Raw genomic sequence first — 17,619 nt, 5'->3', positions numbered from 1 at the left:
CCCCACAGATTTCACACCGTTTCCACAAACCACTTCCGGTTTTTCCACAATATCCACTTAGTTTTCCACAGGGGAGAACGAACAGATCGGCACTTCCCGTCTAACTGGGGAATTTTCCCAAAGGGAACATAGTAGGGATGCTACACGCAAAATTGGTAAAGGAATGTAACGAAAATTGGCCTGTAAAGCTCATTATTTCGTGAAGCTTAAATTTTAATGCAGGTGTTTGTAACATTTCGCATCATTGACAACCCCTCCCCCCGATCGCAGAAAATGATGCGACCACCATATATTCAACAGCCAATCATCAATAGCCAATTGTCAATAACCAATAACTAGTTGCCAATAAATCTGTAAGTTTTTCACTAACTACCAGCCACCAGCAACTCAAAATATCCGCCTTCGACCCATAACCTATAGAGGAATCCTATGAATACCAACGTTTGTATGCTTGCCGAAATCCCCGAAGCGCTACACGAATCCCTCAAAAGCTACCTAGAAACCCACCCAGACTGGGATCAAGACCGAGTTTTCACCGCCGCCCTCTCACTGTTTCTCCTCCAAAATGGAGACAACCAAAGCCCAGAAGCATCACGCAGCTATCGTCGAGCCGCCCAAGTCTACTTAGAAACCCTCTTCCGCCATTCAGCTTAGTGGAGGTAGGGAGGTAGGGAGGTTAGGGGAGGTAGGGAGGTTAGGGGAGGTAGGGAGGTGGGCCCAGTTGAATAAGTAGTTAGTTAAATTATTTTCCCCCCATCCCTCCATCTCCCCATCTCCCCATCTCCCCATCTCCCCATCTCCCCATCTCCCCATCTCCCCATCCCCCCATCCCCCCATCTCCCCATCTCCGAGAGTCCCCCTGCCCTAATGCTGAGAAGCCTCAGAAATCTCCATCTTGTAACCCACTCCATGCACCGTTTTAATGTACTTAGGTTGACTGGAGTTGCTTTCTATCTTTTTGCGAATTTGACCAATATGAACATCCACAACTCGATCTTCAGCGCCTTCCATTCCGTGATGTTCGTATCCCCAAACTTCTCGCATTAATTCCTTACGTCGCCAAACTCGATTCGGATGGGTTGCCAAAAAATGCAACAAATCGAATTCTAAGGGAGTTAAAGTAATAATTTGGTCATTTAAAGTAACTTCCCGACTCGTCGGATCGATTACCAAATTTTCCAGTACTAAAGCTTGAGATTTAGCAGCAGCATGAGTACTTGGTTCTGCTCGTCGTAATAATGCCTCTACTTGTTTTTCTAAAACCTCAACATAAAAAGGTTTAGTCATATAAGCATCAGCCAATTCCAAACCAGCAATTTGGGATTTAACATCCGTCAAACTGGTTAACAGCATCACCATTACACCCATGCGACTTTTCATCTGTTCGCAGAGTTTGAACCCAATAGTATCTGGCAAAATTACATCCAGAATTACTAAATCTGGTTGAAATTGCTCGAACATTGCCAAAGCTGTCGTACCGTCTATGACCGACTCAATTTGATAGTTTTGTTTACTTTGTTTTAAGAACCTATGAATTAAATTTCTGGTTCCCGGATCATCTTCAACAATAAGTATTTTTTTGGAAGCCACATCAGTTTTCATAGCCATATTAAGTTCTCAAGCAGCACAAGCGAAATTAGCAAGATTTTTAATGAAGGGGCTGGTTGTAGCACCAGCCAGAACCCGAAATTAATTACTGCTGAGATTTATTATTTGCCTCAGTGGTTTCGGGAACCTCAAACTTGTAGCCCACACCCCGAACCGTCTGAATCATCACTGGTTGATTCGAGTCTACTTCTAGTTTTCTCCGAATTTGACCGATATGAACATCAACAACCCGCTGATCTCCTACATATTCATAGTCCCATACAGCTTGGATTAGTTCCGATCGCCGCCAAACTCGTCCTGGATGACTTGCTAAAAAATGTAACAAATCAAATTCTAAAGCTGTCAAAGGCACGCTGGAATTGTTGAGTGTTACTTCACGACGTACAGGATCGATCATTAACTGATCCAATACTATACGTTGCTGTTCTCCAGTAGTTACCGCTCGCTGGCGCTTCAATATCGCTGCTACCCTAACTCCCAACTCTTTTAAGCTGAAAGGTTTGGTTATGTAATCATCTGCACCTTTGGAAAACCCGGTAATTTTATCAGCTTCGTCTCCCCTACTGGTGAGCATTAGCACAAATACACCAGTCCGACTTTGCATTTCTTGACACAGGTTATATCCATTCGCGTCAGGTAAGTTTACGTCTAAAATCACTAAATCTGGATTGAATTGCTCAAATAAAGTCATCGCTGTCTTACCATCAGCCGCCGACTCCATTTGGTACTGTTTACTCAAAAAACGCTGTATTAGGTTCCTGACAGCAGGATCGTCATCAACAACAAGGATTTTGGGGAGAGCCATAGCCACCACTTTACACTGAGAATTAAATACGCAAGATGCAAACCGAAGAAGCAAAAATACTAATTAGGGAGAAGTAATTAAAGCAACTTGGCTGAATATTGATTTCCGATATGAATTGTGTAAGAGCATTTTAGATGATTAGAGGGTTTCATAGTAGTCCACTATTATTCTTCCCTCTATAGCACCACACTAAACCATAGATTAAAATGTTTTCCCATTTCGGTTAACAGGCTAGACTAGTCAACAACTAAATGCTAGCTGCAACCAGCTATATCAGGGGAGAATGTAAGTGATCGTAAAACTACAAGCAGCTTGGAGTGGAGCCAAAGCTGTGGCTAAATGGGATGTCTAGGAGGTTAGGAGGAAAATGAGTGTAGAAAATCCTTACGAGCAACTTGGAATTCCAGAGAATGCTACTTTCGATGAAATTCAAACGGCTCGTAATCGTTTAACCCAAGAGTATAGTAACGACCCGAAACGACAAGAAGCTATTGAGACTGCTTATGATGCCATCTTGATGGAGCGGTTAAGGATGCGTCAGGAAGGTAGAATTCGCGTTCCTGAAGGAATCAGGTTTGCTGAACAACGCTTTTCTCAAGCTCCCCCAAGTGCACCGCCTATCTCGGTAAAGCAGCCTCCGGCTTGGCTGCAAAATTTTCTGGATACTCCTAGTCGAGCAGATGTTTTGTGGACGACGGGTGCTTTTCTGGTTTTGGCTGGGTTGAGTGTTTACTATGCCTCTTTCGCTTTGGCTTTAGGAATATTTGCCAGTCTTTATTTTCTGTCGCGCAAGGAACGTAAGCTAGGGCGATCGGTACTGCTTTCTTTGGCAGGGCTGAGTTTTGGCTTGGTTCTCTGGGGGGTGTTTGCTAGTTTACTGACAACACAAATCAACTCTTTGCCTTTGACAGGAGATACTTTAGCTGCTTGGATCTCTTTTTTGAGTCTTTGGTTGGTAAGTAGTTTTCTCCGTTAAGGCTGTGGCAGGGGGGTAGGGGACGCGGTGACGCGGGGACGCAAAGAAGAAGAGATGAGGTATATGGGGAAACAACTCAAAACAAACAAGCTTTTCCAACTCTCTCCCTAACTCAAAACTCTCCCCACCTCTTAACTGTTTTTTTATTTTCTATATTCAAGGTTTATTGTCTGGCTTTTTTCCTAGATCGATCGAGCAAGTAATCTACTGCTTCGCTGAAATCGTTAACTATGAGGTCGGGATGGAAGGCTTCTAGGGAGGTGCGATCGCGAATTCCACACAAAACACCTATCACCTTAATTCCGTGCGTTTTAGCAGCCACTATGTCGGCTTCAGTGTCACCTACCATCCAAGTATCACTAGCAAGTGGCAGTTTCCCTAATGCTTCTCCCATCAGTATCGGTTTGTCGTCTATATCACGACCTTTGGGGTAATCGTTGCTGAGGCGATAGCAGCGATTTTCGGGGAAAAATCTCCCTAAGTCGAAGCTCTCAAAGGCATAGTCTAATTCTTTCATGCGTCTCATGGTTAACACCACTAAGTCTATTCCCGCCTGTTGGACTTTCTCTAAAGCGGCAATGGCTCCTGGCGCTAATTCGTCATATTTAAAGTAAGGCTGAGTATGGGCGGTTTTTTTCCTTATTTGAGCAAATTCTGCGGCTTGTTGTTCCTCTAAGCCAGAAATCACTCCAATCTCTTTTTCAGGAACTCGCGCTCTTTTTAACTCCCAAAATTGGGTCTTAGTCAAATGATTCACTTTCTGATCCTGACGGCGAGTTTTTTCTAGGCATAGTTCGTAAACTCGATAGTAACGTTCGGAAATGTCCACTATTGGCCCATCGAAGTCAGTAATCAGTCTTAACATAAAATCTCGCTATTGTTAATTTTTTTTAAAGTTTATATTGGGACTGGGAGGAAGAGGTAGGGGGTGGGGAGGTGGGGAGGTGGGGAGGTGGGGAGGTGGGGGGAGTAGAAGAGGTAGTTGAATTGTTTCCTCCTGCTCCTGTGCTCCTGTGCCCCTCTGCTCTTCAAGACTGGCTTCGCTTGATTTGTTCTCTTTCTATTGCTTGAAATAGGGCGCGAAAGTTGCCTTCTCCGAATCCTTGGGCTGGGATTTTTTGACCTTGAATATAACCAAAGCGGCGTTCGATTAATTCAAAGAAAAAGGTAGGTTTTCCGAAAATTGGTTGGGTGAAGATTTGCAGGAGCAAGGGAACTATTTCTGATTGATTGTTGTTACTATCTTGCTGCCAATCGACTAGAATTTGTTGTGCTTGAATTTCTTGTAGTTCTATTGGAGTTAAAGGAATATTTTGTCTGTTTTGTAGCTCCGTGTAGTAATTATGTGGTAATTCTAAAAATTTTAAATTGGTCTTTTTAAAAAATTTAGTTGCTTCTATTAAATTTGAAGTTTGTAAAGCAATATGTTGAATTCCTGACCCTTGGTTAAAGTCTAAGAATTCTTGAATTTGCGAATTTGCTGATGCTGGTTGATTGATGGGAAATTGAACTAATTTGCTGGGGTGAACTAGTACTTGGCTGTGTAATGCTGACCAATCTGTTTGAATGGCAAAGGTTTGTTGACGTTCTAATTCTAGTACTTTTTCGTACCAGTTTACGGCGAGTTCTAATTCGCCAGCTGCTACGTTTAAAACTACGTGATCGATGCCTGTAAATGTGACTGGCGTTGAAGAGTTAGAAGATGATTGGTTTTGATTTTGCCAGTTTTCAATTCTTAATTCCCAGTTTCCTTTACCTTCGATTAATGTATGAGTCAAGTTTCCCCAGGCGGAGATTTTGCCCCATTTAAGTTGGGGTTGTTGAACTATTGGTTGTAACAGCTTTGCGCCGTAATTAATAGCTTTGTCTATTAGTTTTTCGAGGTTTTGAACGCGAAAGGCGACATCGGCTACCCCAGGCGGATGCGATCGCAAAAACTGGGCTACTGGACTTTCCGGTAATAGCGGCGAAGAAAGAAAAAAGCACACTGCTCCATTTTTGACTACTTCTATTAGAGTGTGATTTTGCCATACTCCTCCACCAACAGCTTGAAATCCCATTTGGCGAATAAACCAATTTCGCCATTGTGGTGCATCTTCAACATAGAAATGTATGTGGTCAATTTTCATCCCAGCTTGTCTCTTGTTAATTTCTACCTCACAAAAGATTTATAACAAATGACGATGGGATTAGAAAAATAAATGGCTTTCTGGCTGAATATTAATTTCCATTGGTACTGCTTGCGGTTCAGCAGAAAGGGCAAATAAAATTGCTTCGGCTGCGGTTTGGGCACTGAGCATTTTTGTGCGATCGACCTTTAAACTAATTGTGTCCCAAAAAGGAGTATCCACACCGCCAAAGTAAAATAAGGTGAACTTAATACCGAAACGTTTTAGCTCATCCGCCATACACTTGCTGAAGCCGACTACCCCAAATTTAGCAGCACAATAAGCTGATGCCATTGCCATTGAATGTTTGCCTAAAATGCCGATTACGTTGCAAATATGTCCAGATTTTTGCTCTTTCATGTATTTGGCAGCACTTTGGCAAGTGTAGAAGCTGCCTTTTAAATTTACACTCAGCATAGCCTCTAAATCTTCTGGTGTGAGGTGATTATACTGTTTTAAGATTCCTGCGCCAGCAGCGTTAATTAAAACGTCGATTTTACCAAAGTTGGCGATCGCTTTCTCCATTAAACTTTCTACCTGAGAAGGATTAGTAATATCACAGGTAACTGTTATAATTTTTCCCTTTTGGCTTGAGTCTAAACCAGAAACCAAAGCATTTAATTTCTGGCTGTCTCTAGCTGCTAGTACCAGTTTCGCGCCTTTAGATAACAATTTTTGGGTTACAGCTGCACCGATTCCACCTGTAGCACCAATCACCACAATTACTTTGTCTTGCATATCCTTTACATTTCTTTACATAATATTTATTTTACTGGTTGTTGCAAAGAAAGGGGACAAGAAGATAACTCAAAACTTTCCCAGTACCTAATCCCCAGTCCCCAGTCGCCAATTGCCGCTTTTGTGTTACCCTAGCTGCGATGAGGAGTGTCGGAGGTGTTTGTGATGAAGAAGTTGCGTGTGGGATTGCTGTTTGGTGGTCGTTCTGGGGAACATGAGGTATCGATCGTGTCTGCTTGCGCGATCGCAAAAGGTATACTGGCAGAGGGAAACTCCCAAAAATACGAACTGCTGCCTTTTTACATCCAAAAAGATGGGATTTGGCAAGGTGTGGAAGTTTCCCAACAGGTTTTAGATTCAAAACAGCCTCTACAAACAGCCAATGATTCTGATAGTTTGAAAGCGAATCTTTGGCAGTTTCCGCCACAAGTCACTGAGGTTGATGTTTGGTTTCCGATTCTTCATGGGCCGAATGGGGAAGATGGAACTGTGCAAGGTTTGTTGAGTTTAATGCAAGTTCCTTTTGTGGGAACGGGGGTTTTAGGTTCAGCTGTGGGAATGGATAAAATTGCCATGAAAATGGCTTTTTCCCAAGCGGGATTGCCACAAGTAAAATATATGGCAATTAATCGATCGCAAGTTTGGTCTAATCCTTGTGTTTTTCCCAAGTTGGGCGATGAGATTGAAGCTAAATTAGGTTATCCTTGCTTTGTGAAGCCTGCGAATTTGGGGTCTTCGGTGGGGATTTCCAAAGTGCGATCGCGCTCCGAATTAGAAGTAGCATTAGATAATGCCGCAAGTTATGACCGCCGCATCATTGTAGAAGCTGGAGTAAAAGCGCGAGAAGTTGAATGTGCGGTTTTAGGTAATGATAATCCCCAAGCTTCTGTGGTGGGAGAAATTACTTACGATAGTGATTTTTACGATTACGAAACTAAATATACAGAAGGCAAAGCAGATTTATTTATTCCGGCTAAATTACCTCCAGAAATTACTGCCAAAATTCAAGAAATGGCAATTCAAGCTTTTCAAGCTGTGGATGCGGCTGGTTTGGCTAGGGTAGATTTCTTTTATGTAGAATCGACCGGGGAAGTATTGATTAATGAAATTAATACATTGCCTGGTTTTACATCTACTAGTATGTATCCGCAAATGTGGGCGGCTAGCGGTGTTCCCTTTGCAGAATTGGTCGATCGCCTGATTCAAGCAGCTTTAGAGAGGTTCCAGAAATAAGGAATTTGGGGAAGTAGAAAGACAAATTTTTAACATTAATCGAAAAATGTCTCAGTAATTTCACTGAATTAGTCAAGGAAGCAGAACTCGATCTACAGTTGCCGAGATTTAGTTCCGAGCATACAATTTTGTTTTGAATAGGTGCAACTATCAAAAAGTGGCATGGCAAAAAACCAACTGGCACAGCAGCGATCGCCTGAATTACCTAGATTTAAGAAACCAGGACTGAATCAGCAAGGTAGAAGACCTGTATCACCGATTCAGCGATCGCCGCGATTGAAGAAAACTCCCAAGAAACAGACGATAGATGAACGACGTAAAAGAGTCAATCCAGGACTGTATCAACCTCTTCCCTGGAATCAATTGGCGGTGCAATTAATTCAGAAGCGTCCGCTGCTGCTACTGCTGACTTTTTGTGGTGGAATGCTGATAGCAGCTGGATTAGCACTAATTGGGATGACTTTCCCAGAACAAGGAGGTAAGTTAAAGTATCAACCTACTCCGGCTGCGACTGCGGTAAGTCCTGGGGCCGAAAGTGCGATCGCTACTCCTGAAAGTTTACCTAATCCTACAGCGACGGAAAGTTTACCTAATCCTACACCGACGGCAGAAAATGCACCTGCAACAACAGTAACTCCACAAACCCAACAAAATCCACCATTAGGATTGTATGTGACGATTGGTGCTGGTTGTGCGGTTGGTGGTTGGTTGTTGTACAGAAGACGGTTAAAGCTGGCTGCTAAAATGCGGCGCAAACCGTTGCCAAAATCGCTTGCTAGAGAAATTCAAGGAAAAAGCCCCGGAAAGCAAAATAATACTAAACCTGCCAAAAGAACGGCACCAGGTTCGAGAAAGCCTTTAGTTGCTAAACCAGGGAAAATTCCTGTAGCAGATTCAATTGTCAGATGGCCTAATGGACAGAGTTTACCGCGTAATAGCAACAAATTATTGAAAGATACGACAGCTTCAAGAAGGAAGCAGTCTATCTCTTCTGGTTAACCATTTATGGTAAGCGATCGCTAATCTGAAAGGTAGAGCAAGAAAACGTCTTAATTCAAAACTATACTTTTGCCTTCAAAAAGTCTTTTACGAATTTCTGGATTTTTTTCCTGACCGTTATAGGTTACAGGGGAAGTAAGGAATGGTAGATGCACCCTGATAAGACTAACATCCCTCGGCTGGTTGGGTCGAGGGTTTTTTATTTCCTCTCAATTATTAAAGCAGAGTAAACATCATTAAAATTAATAGTTAGATTCATAGTTTCAGGTGCCAAAGAAATGCAGAATTTTGATGAAGCCCCGAAAGATGTGCTTGTTGAAGTTCCGAAAAACCTTCCTGCACCGATAGATGATGGAGCTTGTAATCATTTGCTTGGACTAACGCTTCCCTCAGTCAACCTTGCTTCAACGAGAGGTAAAGTAGTTAATTTGTCAGAAATTCCCGGTTGGCTGGTCATTTACTGTTATCCTATGACGGGGAAACCTGGAAGAGTTATACCTGACGGCTGGATACAAATTCCTGGTGCAGCGGGTTGCACGCCTCAATCTTGCTCATTTCGCGATCGCTACAGTGAGTTAAAAGCGCTAAACTGTCAAATATTCGGGATGAGTACTCAAAGTACTGAAGATCAATTAGAGGCAGCAGAACGGTTACATTTACCATTTGAGTTATTAAGTGATGCTGCATTCGAGTTTGCTGAAGCACTGCGGTTGCCTATGTTTGAGGTGGAAGGGATGCGCCTTCTCAAGCGAGTCACGCTCATTGTTAAAGACGGAAAAATTGTTAAGTATTTCTATCCTGTTTTCCCGCCTGATAAAAATATTGATGGTGTGCTTTCTTGGTTGCGGCAAATTTGAGTTTTAGGCATAAATCAATTAATGTTGCTGATTACCCCATTTTGCAACCAATTCATAGATAATATTTTTGTCTTAAAATTTGCCAAGTTCGATGCGAAATATTTGGGCGTTTGTGTGGGGCAGTTTGGTTGGTGTGTTGGGGGGATTGATTGGTTTAGGTGGTGCAGAGTTTCGCTTACCGATTCTAGTTGGGGTTTTTAACTACCGCACGCTGCAAGCAATTATTATTAATCTGTTAGTTAGCTTAGTTACAGTTACTTTCTCTTTTATCTTTCGTAGTGGTGCGATCGGGCTAAATAATGTTGTGAGTAACTTGCCTATTATTATCAATATTTTGGCAGGTTCTTTAATTGGTTCTTATTTCGGCGTTCAGTATGCAACTCGAATTAATGAACGAACTTTGAATCGAATTGTGGTAATTTTCTTGATTATAATCAGTTTTATTTTAATCGGGCATGAACTGATTTTCACTACTCAGACTTGGCAACTTCCCAGCATAGTGAAAATTATTGCGAGTTTTTTAGCGGGAATTGTAATTGGCGTATTTAGTAGTATGCTAGGTGTGGCTGGTGGTGAATTGATTATTCCAACGATTATTTTAATTTTTGGGGTTGATATTAAACTGGCTGGAAGTTTGAGTTTAGCTATTAGTATTCCGACTATTTTGATGGGTTTGTTTAAGTACAAAAAACAGAAAAGGTTCGAGGATATTAGTTCAGAGCGATCGTTTATTATTACGATGGGAGCAGGTTCAATTTTAGGGGCATTTATTGGTAGTAATCTTTTGAGATTTGTATCGAGTTCGCTGTTACATATAATTTTGGGGGTAATTCTGCTGATTTCTGCGTTTAAGTTAGCTACGCACAAGAAATCAGCAGTTTAACTTGTTGGGTTTAAGGATCGATCGCCTGAAAAGATTTTACCTCTTTTGTAAAAGAGCCAAATCTTTTCCGCATTGCTTTGATTTTAAATTAGGGTTGGCGATCGCGCAGCCAATAGTACAATTCTAAAAAAGGAATAAAGTTTAAGGAAAAATTCTGTAAATGTCTTTTCGATGAGCTATTCTTTCGCAAATTAAGGTGTTTGTATCTTGTTCAACTGTGATACCAATCCGATAGTCACCCACCCGAATCTTATATTTATCGCTATAACCTTTTAGTTTTTGTAGATATCCTAACTCAAAAGGATTTTCTGATTCCAGTTCTTGAAAAACAATAGGTTAAACACGGTTTTGAATCTCTGTTGGTACGGCAAGTTCTTTCAAGAATCTCTTAGTGTATTCAACTTTCCACATAATTACCCTTTAGGGATTTATAGTATTGTAATGCTTCTTCCTTGGAAAGCCGTTCTTCATTCTCTGATTCTTCTATTAACTTTGCCAAACCGTAATCTTCTAAAATTTCCTCAATTTTTTCAAATTCAGCTATGGGAATTTGCACGGCAATAGGTTGCTGATTTTCGTCTAAAACAATGTTTTTATGGATTTTCAGCATTGTTAGTAATTCGCAATTGTGTAGTTAAATTATAAAGCATTAAGAAAATTCCCTCCGTCTGCGGCGGACAAGGGAAAATATAAAATAATCAAAATCGGGCAACCGTGCGGTTAATTTTTACCTTTTGGGTTTTAAGAGTCGATCGCCTCAAAAGATTTTACTTCTAAAATGGGACCGATCATCGCGAAACTCATCACATCATCGCGGACTTCGCCTTTAACTTCAACTTTTAAGCCATTTTTGAGCATTTCTTTGGGGGAAGCTTGGTAAATTTCGTAGGTTTTACCATCATCAGCGACTAATGCCCAAGCGCCTGTGCCTATGGCTTTACGTTCGATCGTACCTTTAAGAGTGATGCTCATGGTAGTTGGTAGGTGGGTGAGTGAGTGCTCTCCAGATCCCCGACTTCTTGAAGAAGTCGGGGATCTAGTTTAAGTGAGTGCTGCCAGATCCCCGACTTCTTCAAGAAGTCGGGGATCTAGTTTAAGTTATACTGCTGTGCGTTGCTTTTCGTCTTTCATTGCTAAACGGGCGAGTCCGAAGCAGAGTAAGGCGTTGATGATTAGGAAAGTTCGGGCGATCGCACCATCTCCCAACCATAATAAACCCGGATCGACGACTGCACTCACCGCCAAACAAGAAGCGACTCCTAAACTTGAACCAATGGCAAACCATTTCCAGCTAGGATGTCCTAAGAACAAAGCGACTAAAATCACAGGAATTAACACACTAGCCAAAATGGGATTTAACAGCGTTCCTCCAGTAATTGCATTGCCCATTTCGGGAATAGAACTACCCATAACACGGAACGGCCATTGCGGTAAATCGAAGACGTAGAAACCTCGTAAGAAGAAGAGTCCAGAACTACCAAAAATTAAACCACTACCTAGCGACCAACTCCAAATCGGTAAATAGTTCCGCAAAAACCAAGCTAACAGATAAGAACCAAGTACCATTGCAACTTTCGGTAAAAGTGCAACTGCGCCACCATCGATCCAAAAACGCAGGTTGAGATAACCATTTTCTCTTAACCAGCGGAAGAAGTCGCGGAAAGTAATTTGTCCTTTTAAGGCAAGTTTAACTGCACCAGCAGCATCTAAATGTCCTGCGCCAAAATGGTTTAAAGGATCTTCTTGTACTTTACGAACGGACTGTATTAAAACTTCCCGAATTTCATCTGGTGTTTCCACACCGCTAGCTTTCACCAATGCAGCGACAGCAGCAACGTGGGGAGATGCCATACTAGTTCCTTGGAAACCTGCAAACGTGGAAGCGCCTGTTTCAGGATCGATCGTTTCTTGCAAAATTTGACCGTTTTCGCTACCACCAGGGGCGGAAATATCTACACCTGCGCCAAAGTTAGAGTAAGGGGCTTTTTCTCCCGAAGGGCCTGTAGCCGCCACACTGATAACATGAGGATAACGGGCGGGATAAGATGCGGAGTTGCGGCTTTCGTTTCCGGCGGCGGCAACTACTACTACGCCTTTATTGTAAGCATAGTTTACTGCTTCTTCTAATACTTGACTTTCGCCAGCACCACCTAAACTTAAGTTAATCACATCTGCACCGTTGTCGGCTGCAAACCTGATAGCTTCAGCAATATCGGCAACTGTACCACCGCCATAAGCACTTAATACTTTTAGCGGCATAATGCTGGCTTCATAAGCGACACCAGCTACACCATAATTATTATTGGTAGATTGTGCGATCGTACCTGCAACGTGAGTACCATGTCCGTTGTCGTCGGTTGCTTCTTCTTTGTCGTTAACAAAGTCGTAGCCTTTAACAAATTTGGTCTGTTCCAAGTCGGGAACAACGGTAACGCCTGTATCAATAACGGCGACTGTCATTCCTGCGCCTTTAGTTTCTTCCCAAGCTGACTCGACGTTAATGCTGCGTAAGTTCCACTGCTTTACGTAGTCGGGGTCGTTGGGTGCTTCCAAGGTTTTATATTGGTAATTTGGCTCAATAGTTTCGGTTTTTTTGCCAATTTCCGAGTTTCTCAAAGCTTTGAGTAAGTTTTTGTCGCCTTTGACTATATATACGTTGTCTGTGCTAGAAAATTCACTGTTGAGGCGAGGTGAAACTTTGTATTGTTGGGAAATAGTTTCTAAACTTTTAGTAATTTGGGCTGCGGGTATATCTTCCCGAAAGTCCAAAACAATAGAATCGTATGTGCCTTGGTTTGCTAGACCCTTAAAATTAGAGAGTGCCCAAATCAAACCGACGGCAAATAAGCAAATAAACAGAAGCTTTCTCATGTCAAACCGCCAGGAGTAGCGTTAATGTGATCACCAAGATAACTCATGGTGGGGGTGATTGGGGACTGGGGATGACAGGATGACAGGCAAGATGCCTGTCCTACAAGATGCCTGTTCTACAAGATGCCTGTCCTACGGGACTAGGAAATATAGGAATGCTATTTAATTTGTAAAGTCCTCCTTTTCTTCTCTTTTTCTTTCCTTCGCGTCCTTCGCGTCTTTGCGGTTCAAAAAAAATCTTTGTCACAAATCGATAAGATTGCTATAGATTTAAGATTAAAAGGGATCGCAAGAAGAATATAAACTTCTCCCAATCCTCAATCTCCAATCCCCAATCCCTAAAATTATGGAAAGAGGTCTGTTTTGGTTGCCTTTGCTGGCATTATTTATTTGGTTAGCTTGGGCGGGTTGGAATGAATATCAAAAGTTAGAAGCTTACCGTATTTGGGCCCAAAAGTTCGATCGCGCCAAGTATGATATTTATGCGGTGCTTGGGCAAAAGGGTAGCGATCTAACTTGGGGAAAACCGACGCGCAAAGCACCTATAAATTTGCAAACTTTTTCGCTTAAAGATGTAGAAAGTATTCGGGTAATTGTGGACGATCGCGCCTACAATTTAGCCCAACCCCCAGAGAAAGGTGGTACTATTTCTTTGGAATTTCTGTTTTCTAATTCTTCTAATTCCGTGCGAATTCCCTTTACACAACTAGCTTTAGCGGTGCAGTGGGGAAATGCTTTACAGCAAGATTTGTCTGGTTAGTTAATCGATACAAAAAGAGGACTAAAGTTAGGACTTTAGTCCTCACAACGAACTGTTACTGTCCAGTGACTTTTTCTACGATTGATTTGGCTTCTTCAATTATTCCTTTATCTGGTTGAGTTTCTTCGTAAGCTTCTAGGTTTTCTTTGTATTCTTTTTCTAAACCTTTGGGATCGTTAAGGGCATTAATTTCTTCTTCGTAACTTTTTTCCCTGGGGAGTTTTGATGAATTAGAATTGTCAATTTGTGTTTGCATCGGCTGCCTCAGTGTGGGTGCTTCTGCTAAACTTGCTTGAGATGGGAAAAGTACTAAGGCTGATACACTAAGGAAAACTATTAAAGTTGAAACCAAAACTTTGTGCAAGGCTTTCTTTAAGCTATAAATAATATGGCTCATACTAATCGACTCCTAATTTCTTTGTCCAAAATAATAGTATTTTTGATTTAAAAACCTCGCTTCTACCCAAAGATACATTCAAATAGTCTCGAAAATTACAGATTGTTAACTAATGGCAGTTTTACTGTGAAGGTTGCGCCTTTTCCTTCTCCTTCACTTTGGACGTAGATAACTCCGCCATGTAATTCTACGATATGACGGACGATCGCTAATCCCAGCCCTAAACCGCCATACGATCTAGTAGTTGAACCATCAGCTTGACGAAAGCGATCGAACACGAAGGGAAGAAATTCTGGTTTAATACCTATACCTGTATCTATCACTTCAATAATTACGAACTTGAGGAGAGAAGATGCACAAGAATGTTTTTGTTTTTCCGTTGTCTTTTCCCATTCTTCTATTCTCAAGTTTATCTCAATGCTGCCGCCAACTGGTGTAAATTTAATGGCGTTGGATATTAAGTTCCAAATCACTTGTTGTAAGCGATCGCTATCTCCTAAAATTTTATCGTTAACTTGATTTTGGACAAAATTTAGTTGAATTTCTTTGGCAACAATAGATGGTAGAGAAATGTTAATTACTTTCTCTATAATTGTAACGATATCAATTAAGCTAATTTGTAAATGTAGTTTTCCGGTGACAATTTGTGAAACATCAAGGATATCTTCAATTAACTGTTTTTGCGATCTAGCGTTGCGTTCGATTGTTTCTAAAGCTTTAGCGACAATGGTATCACTTAGTTTACCACTCCGCAAGACTTGTGACCAACCAAGGATGGCGTTTAATGGGGTGCGTAATTCATGGGAAACTGTGGTTAAGAAATCATCTTTAATCCGATTTATTTTGGCTAATTCTTCGGCTTGTTTAACTAAGGTTTCTTGCATGAGTTTGCGATCGCTAATTTCTGTAGATATTCCACAAATTCCGTAGGGTATTCCCTCGCAATTATACAGGGGGCATTTTAAAGAAATAACTGTCACAGGTTGAGAGTTAAGTATGGCAAATTCTTCAAATTCTAAAGGCTTTCCCGATTCAATTACTTTTCGATCGTTACAACGATAAGCTGCTGCTGTTTCATCTGGTAAAAAATCATAATCTGTCTTGCCTAAAACTTGTCCCCTAGAAATATTAAAAATAGTTTCGCATTTGTGGTTAAATAATAGATATCTACCATCTAAATCTTTAATATAAATAGCAGTAGGAGAATTTTCTACTATTGTTTGCAACCAGGATTGAGTTTGCCACAATGCTGCTTTTGTTTGCTCAATTTGAGTCATATAATCCAAAGATTGTTGTTGATTTTGCGGTATTTCTACCGTTTTTTTCAAGGTAATTTTGTTTTGTAATAAAGTTAAGGGAGTGATGAATAAAAAACTTTGAATTAAGAAAAGAGAAGCTTGGACAAATTCTTCTCCGCCTAAGAGTAAAGAGTTGATGGGAGGCAGAAAAAAATATACTATTGCCAATCCTGTCAACGCAGTAGCGAAAATAGCAGCTTTTAACCCGCCATACCAAGCAGTAATGATTACGGGAGAGAAAAATAGTACAAAAGCACTTGTTGTCACATCAATTACCTGATTCAGAAAATACATTACTGCCAGAATCAACGCCTCTATTAAAAGAGTGATACCATATAGCTGAAAGCCGGAAAAGGCAATTTTTTGCATAAATCTCTGTATATCAACTATTGTTTTTTAGGCGATACACCCTATGTTTTCCTAAACACAGAGGACTTTTGCATCAATCATAAAGCTGATTTTTTATTTATGCTTCATCTACCCATTGGCGTATGTATTTTACTTGCTTAAAATTCTGTAACAAATTAATTGATTTACGGGAGAATATAGGTCACTCTTTACTACTCTCCCCAAGATTCAAACAGAACAATATTAAATATCTTGAATGAAGTTATTTAAATATTTCTTGACAAATTCGCCGGAAATGGTCGCCTCTTTCTTCAAAACTTGTGTATTGATCGAAGCTAGCACAAGCCGGAGAAAGGAGTACAACTTTAGCCTGATATTGTTTTGCTAGTTCGGCTGATTTAGGAATAGCACGTTCCATTGTTTCGACTATTTCATAATTAGTATAGCCAATTTCATCGAGTCGTTTGGCAAAGGCGTTTGCAGCATCACCAATGAGTAAAACTGCGGCTGTTTTAGCTTTAATCATACTCATCCAGCCTGTGTCATCTCCAGCTTTGGCTTCGCCGCCTGCGATGAGTATTGCTGGGGCCATAACTGCATTTAATCCTACTTCGGCTGCATCATAATTGGTGGCTTTACTATCATTAATAAAGTCAATTCCTTCCCAAGTACAGATGTGTTCTAAACGGTGGGGAACTCCGGGGAAGTTGTTGATGGTTTTGGCGATCGCATCTTTCCCAATCCCCGCCAAACGCGCCGCAGCTACTGCCATTAAAAGGTTTTGGAGATTATGATCTCCCACCATTTTTAAAGCATTAGCTGGAACAATTTTTTCCTCCTCAAAAATCACCCAGTCATCTTCGATATAAGCGCCTTTACCACTAATTAACTCTGCTTTGCCTTTAACATTTGTCCAGTAAGCATTGGCAAAGCGTTTTGGTGCATTATTTTGTAAATAAGGATCGTTTCCGTTAAAAATTTGCTGCTCAGATTGCACTAATAAATGTGCCTTAATGTTAAAGTAATTTTCTAAGGTTTTGTGGCGACTTAGGTGATCGGGAGTAAAAGTTGTCCACACACCAATCCGAGGTGCAACTGATGCGGAAGACTCGATTTGATAGCTGCTAATTTCGGCAATTACCCAATCTGGAGGAGTTTCGGCTAAGGCTAATTCACAAGCAGCAAAACCGATATTACCGCAAGCGGGAGCATTAAATCCAGCCGCTTGAAATATCGCTGCAATTAAAGCGGTAGTAGTAGTTTTGCCGTTAGTTCCGGTAATAGCTACCCAAGGAATATTTCGCAGATATCGCCATGCTAATTCCATTTCGCCGATCGCTTCAATTCCCAATTCTCTGGCGCGGATTAAAATAGCTGCATCCCAAGGAACTCCCGGACTAACTACTATGAGATTGGGTAATTCGGGACTGTCTAATTCTAGGGAATAACCTAATTTAACGTCAATTCCTTCGCTGTTTAACTGTTCTGCTTGCTGTTGTAAGTTGGGGTTGTTGTTGCGATCGCTTACTGTAACTTGCCAACCTACTCTTTTCAGCAGTCTTGCAGCAGCATTTCCCGATCTTCCCAAACCAATGATATGAGCAATAGGCATAAGTTAAAAGGTTATTCCCTGATTTTTCCCGTTTATAATATTACAGCCTAATGCGCTTTTGCAATT

19 protein-coding genes are annotated in these 17,619 nt (G+C 41.2%); 7 read left to right on the top strand and 12 right to left on the bottom strand.

Annotation, left to right across the window (positions count from 1 at the left end; translation table 11 throughout):
* Nucleotides 1-429 precede the first annotated feature (429 nt).
* Nucleotides 430-654 carry a DUF2811 domain-containing protein gene (locus tag ACE1CI_RS21895; protein ID WP_496615692.1) on the top strand — a complete coding sequence of 75 codons (225 nt, stop codon included), beginning with the start codon at nucleotides 430-432 and terminating at the stop codon, nucleotides 652-654.
* Between the two features lie 210 nt (nucleotides 655-864).
* Here the strand turns inward: ACE1CI_RS21895 and ACE1CI_RS21890 are convergent, their stop codons facing one another.
* Both ACE1CI_RS21890 and ACE1CI_RS21885 read right to left on the bottom strand, forming a co-directional pair.
* Complete coding sequence (locus tag ACE1CI_RS21890) at nucleotides 865-1,590, bottom strand: response regulator transcription factor (RefSeq protein ID WP_413265605.1); 726 nt, start codon at nucleotides 1,588-1,590, stop codon at nucleotides 865-867.
* Nucleotides 1,591-1,693: 103 nt separating this feature from the next.
* Nucleotides 1,694-2,413, bottom strand: coding sequence for a response regulator transcription factor (locus tag ACE1CI_RS21885; RefSeq protein ID WP_413265598.1), 720 nt, complete (start codon nucleotides 2,411-2,413; stop codon nucleotides 1,694-1,696).
* Nucleotides 2,414-2,780: 367 nt separating this feature from the next.
* Here ACE1CI_RS21885 and ACE1CI_RS21880 point away from each other — a divergent pair, with 367 nt between their 5' ends.
* A complete protein-coding gene (locus tag ACE1CI_RS21880) occupies nucleotides 2,781-3,389 on the top strand; it encodes a CPP1-like family protein (RefSeq protein ID WP_413265597.1) in 609 nt (202 codons plus the stop codon).
* Nucleotides 3,390-3,552: 163 nt separating this feature from the next.
* On the opposite strand, the gene ACE1CI_RS21875 is transcribed toward ACE1CI_RS21880, so the two are convergent.
* The 3 genes from ACE1CI_RS21875 to ACE1CI_RS21865 form a co-directional block, all read right to left on the bottom strand.
* The gene (locus ACE1CI_RS21875) at nucleotides 3,553-4,254 is read right to left on the bottom strand and encodes an HAD family hydrolase (protein WP_413265596.1); all 702 of its coding nucleotides are present in this window, start codon (nucleotides 4,252-4,254) and stop codon (nucleotides 3,553-3,555) included.
* Nucleotides 4,255-4,417: 163 nt separating this feature from the next.
* Nucleotides 4,418-5,518 (bottom strand): 4-hydroxyphenylpyruvate dioxygenase, encoded by a 1,101-nt coding sequence (hppD, locus tag ACE1CI_RS21870; protein ID WP_413265595.1) that lies wholly within the window; start codon nucleotides 5,516-5,518, stop codon nucleotides 4,418-4,420.
* 60 nt (nucleotides 5,519-5,578) lie between these two features.
* Nucleotides 5,579-6,295 (bottom strand): SDR family oxidoreductase, encoded by a 717-nt coding sequence (locus tag ACE1CI_RS21865; RefSeq protein ID WP_413265594.1) that lies wholly within the window; start codon nucleotides 6,293-6,295, stop codon nucleotides 5,579-5,581.
* Nucleotides 6,296-6,460: 165 nt separating this feature from the next.
* Here ACE1CI_RS21865 and ACE1CI_RS21860 point away from each other — a divergent pair, with 165 nt between their 5' ends.
* The 4 genes from ACE1CI_RS21860 to ACE1CI_RS21845 all read left to right on the top strand — a co-directional run bounded on the left by ACE1CI_RS21860 (nucleotide 6,461) and on the right by ACE1CI_RS21845 (nucleotide 10,267).
* Entirely contained in the window at nucleotides 6,461-7,528 is a 1,068-nt protein-coding gene (locus ACE1CI_RS21860; protein WP_413265593.1) for a D-alanine--D-alanine ligase family protein, read from the top strand.
* 141 nt (nucleotides 7,529-7,669) lie between these two features.
* A complete protein-coding gene (locus ACE1CI_RS21855) occupies nucleotides 7,670-8,527 on the top strand; it encodes a hypothetical protein (RefSeq protein ID WP_496615691.1) in 858 nt (285 codons plus the stop codon).
* Nucleotides 8,528-8,805: 278 nt separating this feature from the next.
* The gene (locus tag ACE1CI_RS21850) at nucleotides 8,806-9,384 is read left to right on the top strand and encodes a peroxiredoxin (RefSeq protein WP_413265591.1); all 579 of its coding nucleotides are present in this window, start codon (nucleotides 8,806-8,808) and stop codon (nucleotides 9,382-9,384) included.
* Between the two features lie 91 nt (nucleotides 9,385-9,475).
* On the top strand, nucleotides 9,476-10,267 hold the full coding sequence (locus ACE1CI_RS21845) for a sulfite exporter TauE/SafE family protein (protein ID WP_413265590.1): 792 nt from the start codon (nucleotides 9,476-9,478) through the stop codon (nucleotides 10,265-10,267).
* Between the two features lie 141 nt (nucleotides 10,268-10,408).
* Here the strand turns inward: ACE1CI_RS21845 and ACE1CI_RS21840 are convergent, their stop codons facing one another.
* The 4 genes from ACE1CI_RS21840 to ACE1CI_RS21825 all read right to left on the bottom strand — a co-directional run bounded on the left by ACE1CI_RS21840 (nucleotide 10,409) and on the right by ACE1CI_RS21825 (nucleotide 13,138).
* Nucleotides 10,409-10,600: a type II toxin-antitoxin system RelE family toxin gene (locus tag ACE1CI_RS21840; protein WP_459564090.1), complete on the bottom strand. Its 192-nt coding sequence runs from the start codon at nucleotides 10,598-10,600 to the stop codon at nucleotides 10,409-10,411.
* Nucleotides 10,601-10,664: 64 nt separating this feature from the next.
* Nucleotides 10,665-10,877, bottom strand: a complete 213-nt coding sequence (locus ACE1CI_RS21835; protein ID WP_413265589.1) for a RelB antitoxin-like protein — start codon at nucleotides 10,875-10,877, stop codon at nucleotides 10,665-10,667.
* A gap of 131 nt (nucleotides 10,878-11,008) precedes the next feature.
* Complete coding sequence (locus tag ACE1CI_RS21830) at nucleotides 11,009-11,239, bottom strand: hypothetical protein (RefSeq protein WP_413265588.1); 231 nt, start codon at nucleotides 11,237-11,239, stop codon at nucleotides 11,009-11,011.
* A gap of 126 nt (nucleotides 11,240-11,365) precedes the next feature.
* Complete coding sequence (locus ACE1CI_RS21825; protein WP_413265587.1) at nucleotides 11,366-13,138, bottom strand: S8 family peptidase; 1,773 nt, start codon at nucleotides 13,136-13,138, stop codon at nucleotides 11,366-11,368.
* A gap of 346 nt (nucleotides 13,139-13,484) precedes the next feature.
* On the opposite strand from ACE1CI_RS21825, the gene ACE1CI_RS21820 reads away from it, so the two are divergent.
* Nucleotides 13,485-13,898 carry a hypothetical protein gene (locus ACE1CI_RS21820; RefSeq protein WP_413265586.1) on the top strand — a complete coding sequence of 138 codons (414 nt, stop codon included), beginning with the start codon at nucleotides 13,485-13,487 and terminating at the stop codon, nucleotides 13,896-13,898.
* Between the two features lie 55 nt (nucleotides 13,899-13,953).
* Here the strand turns inward: ACE1CI_RS21820 and ACE1CI_RS21815 are convergent, their stop codons facing one another.
* The 3 genes from ACE1CI_RS21815 to murD all read right to left on the bottom strand — a co-directional run bounded on the left by ACE1CI_RS21815 (nucleotide 13,954) and on the right by murD (nucleotide 17,553).
* Entirely contained in the window at nucleotides 13,954-14,295 is a 342-nt protein-coding gene (locus ACE1CI_RS21815; protein WP_413265585.1) for a hypothetical protein, read from the bottom strand.
* Nucleotides 14,296-14,390: 95 nt separating this feature from the next.
* Nucleotides 14,391-15,962, bottom strand: a complete 1,572-nt coding sequence (locus ACE1CI_RS21810; protein ID WP_496615690.1) for an ATP-binding protein — start codon at nucleotides 15,960-15,962, stop codon at nucleotides 14,391-14,393.
* Between the two features lie 241 nt (nucleotides 15,963-16,203).
* Nucleotides 16,204-17,553 (bottom strand): UDP-N-acetylmuramoyl-L-alanine--D-glutamate ligase, encoded by a 1,350-nt coding sequence (gene murD, locus ACE1CI_RS21805; RefSeq protein WP_496615689.1) that lies wholly within the window; start codon nucleotides 17,551-17,553, stop codon nucleotides 16,204-16,206.
* Between the last annotated feature and the right edge of the window lie 66 nt (nucleotides 17,554-17,619).

Source organism: Floridaenema flaviceps BLCC-F50, from assembly GCF_041929275.2.
Lineage (GTDB): Bacteria > Cyanobacteriota > Cyanobacteriia > Cyanobacteriales > Aerosakkonemataceae > Floridanema > Floridanema flaviceps.
The sequence above is the reverse complement of the archived record's forward strand: the minus strand, read 5'-3'. Positions and strand labels throughout refer to the sequence as shown.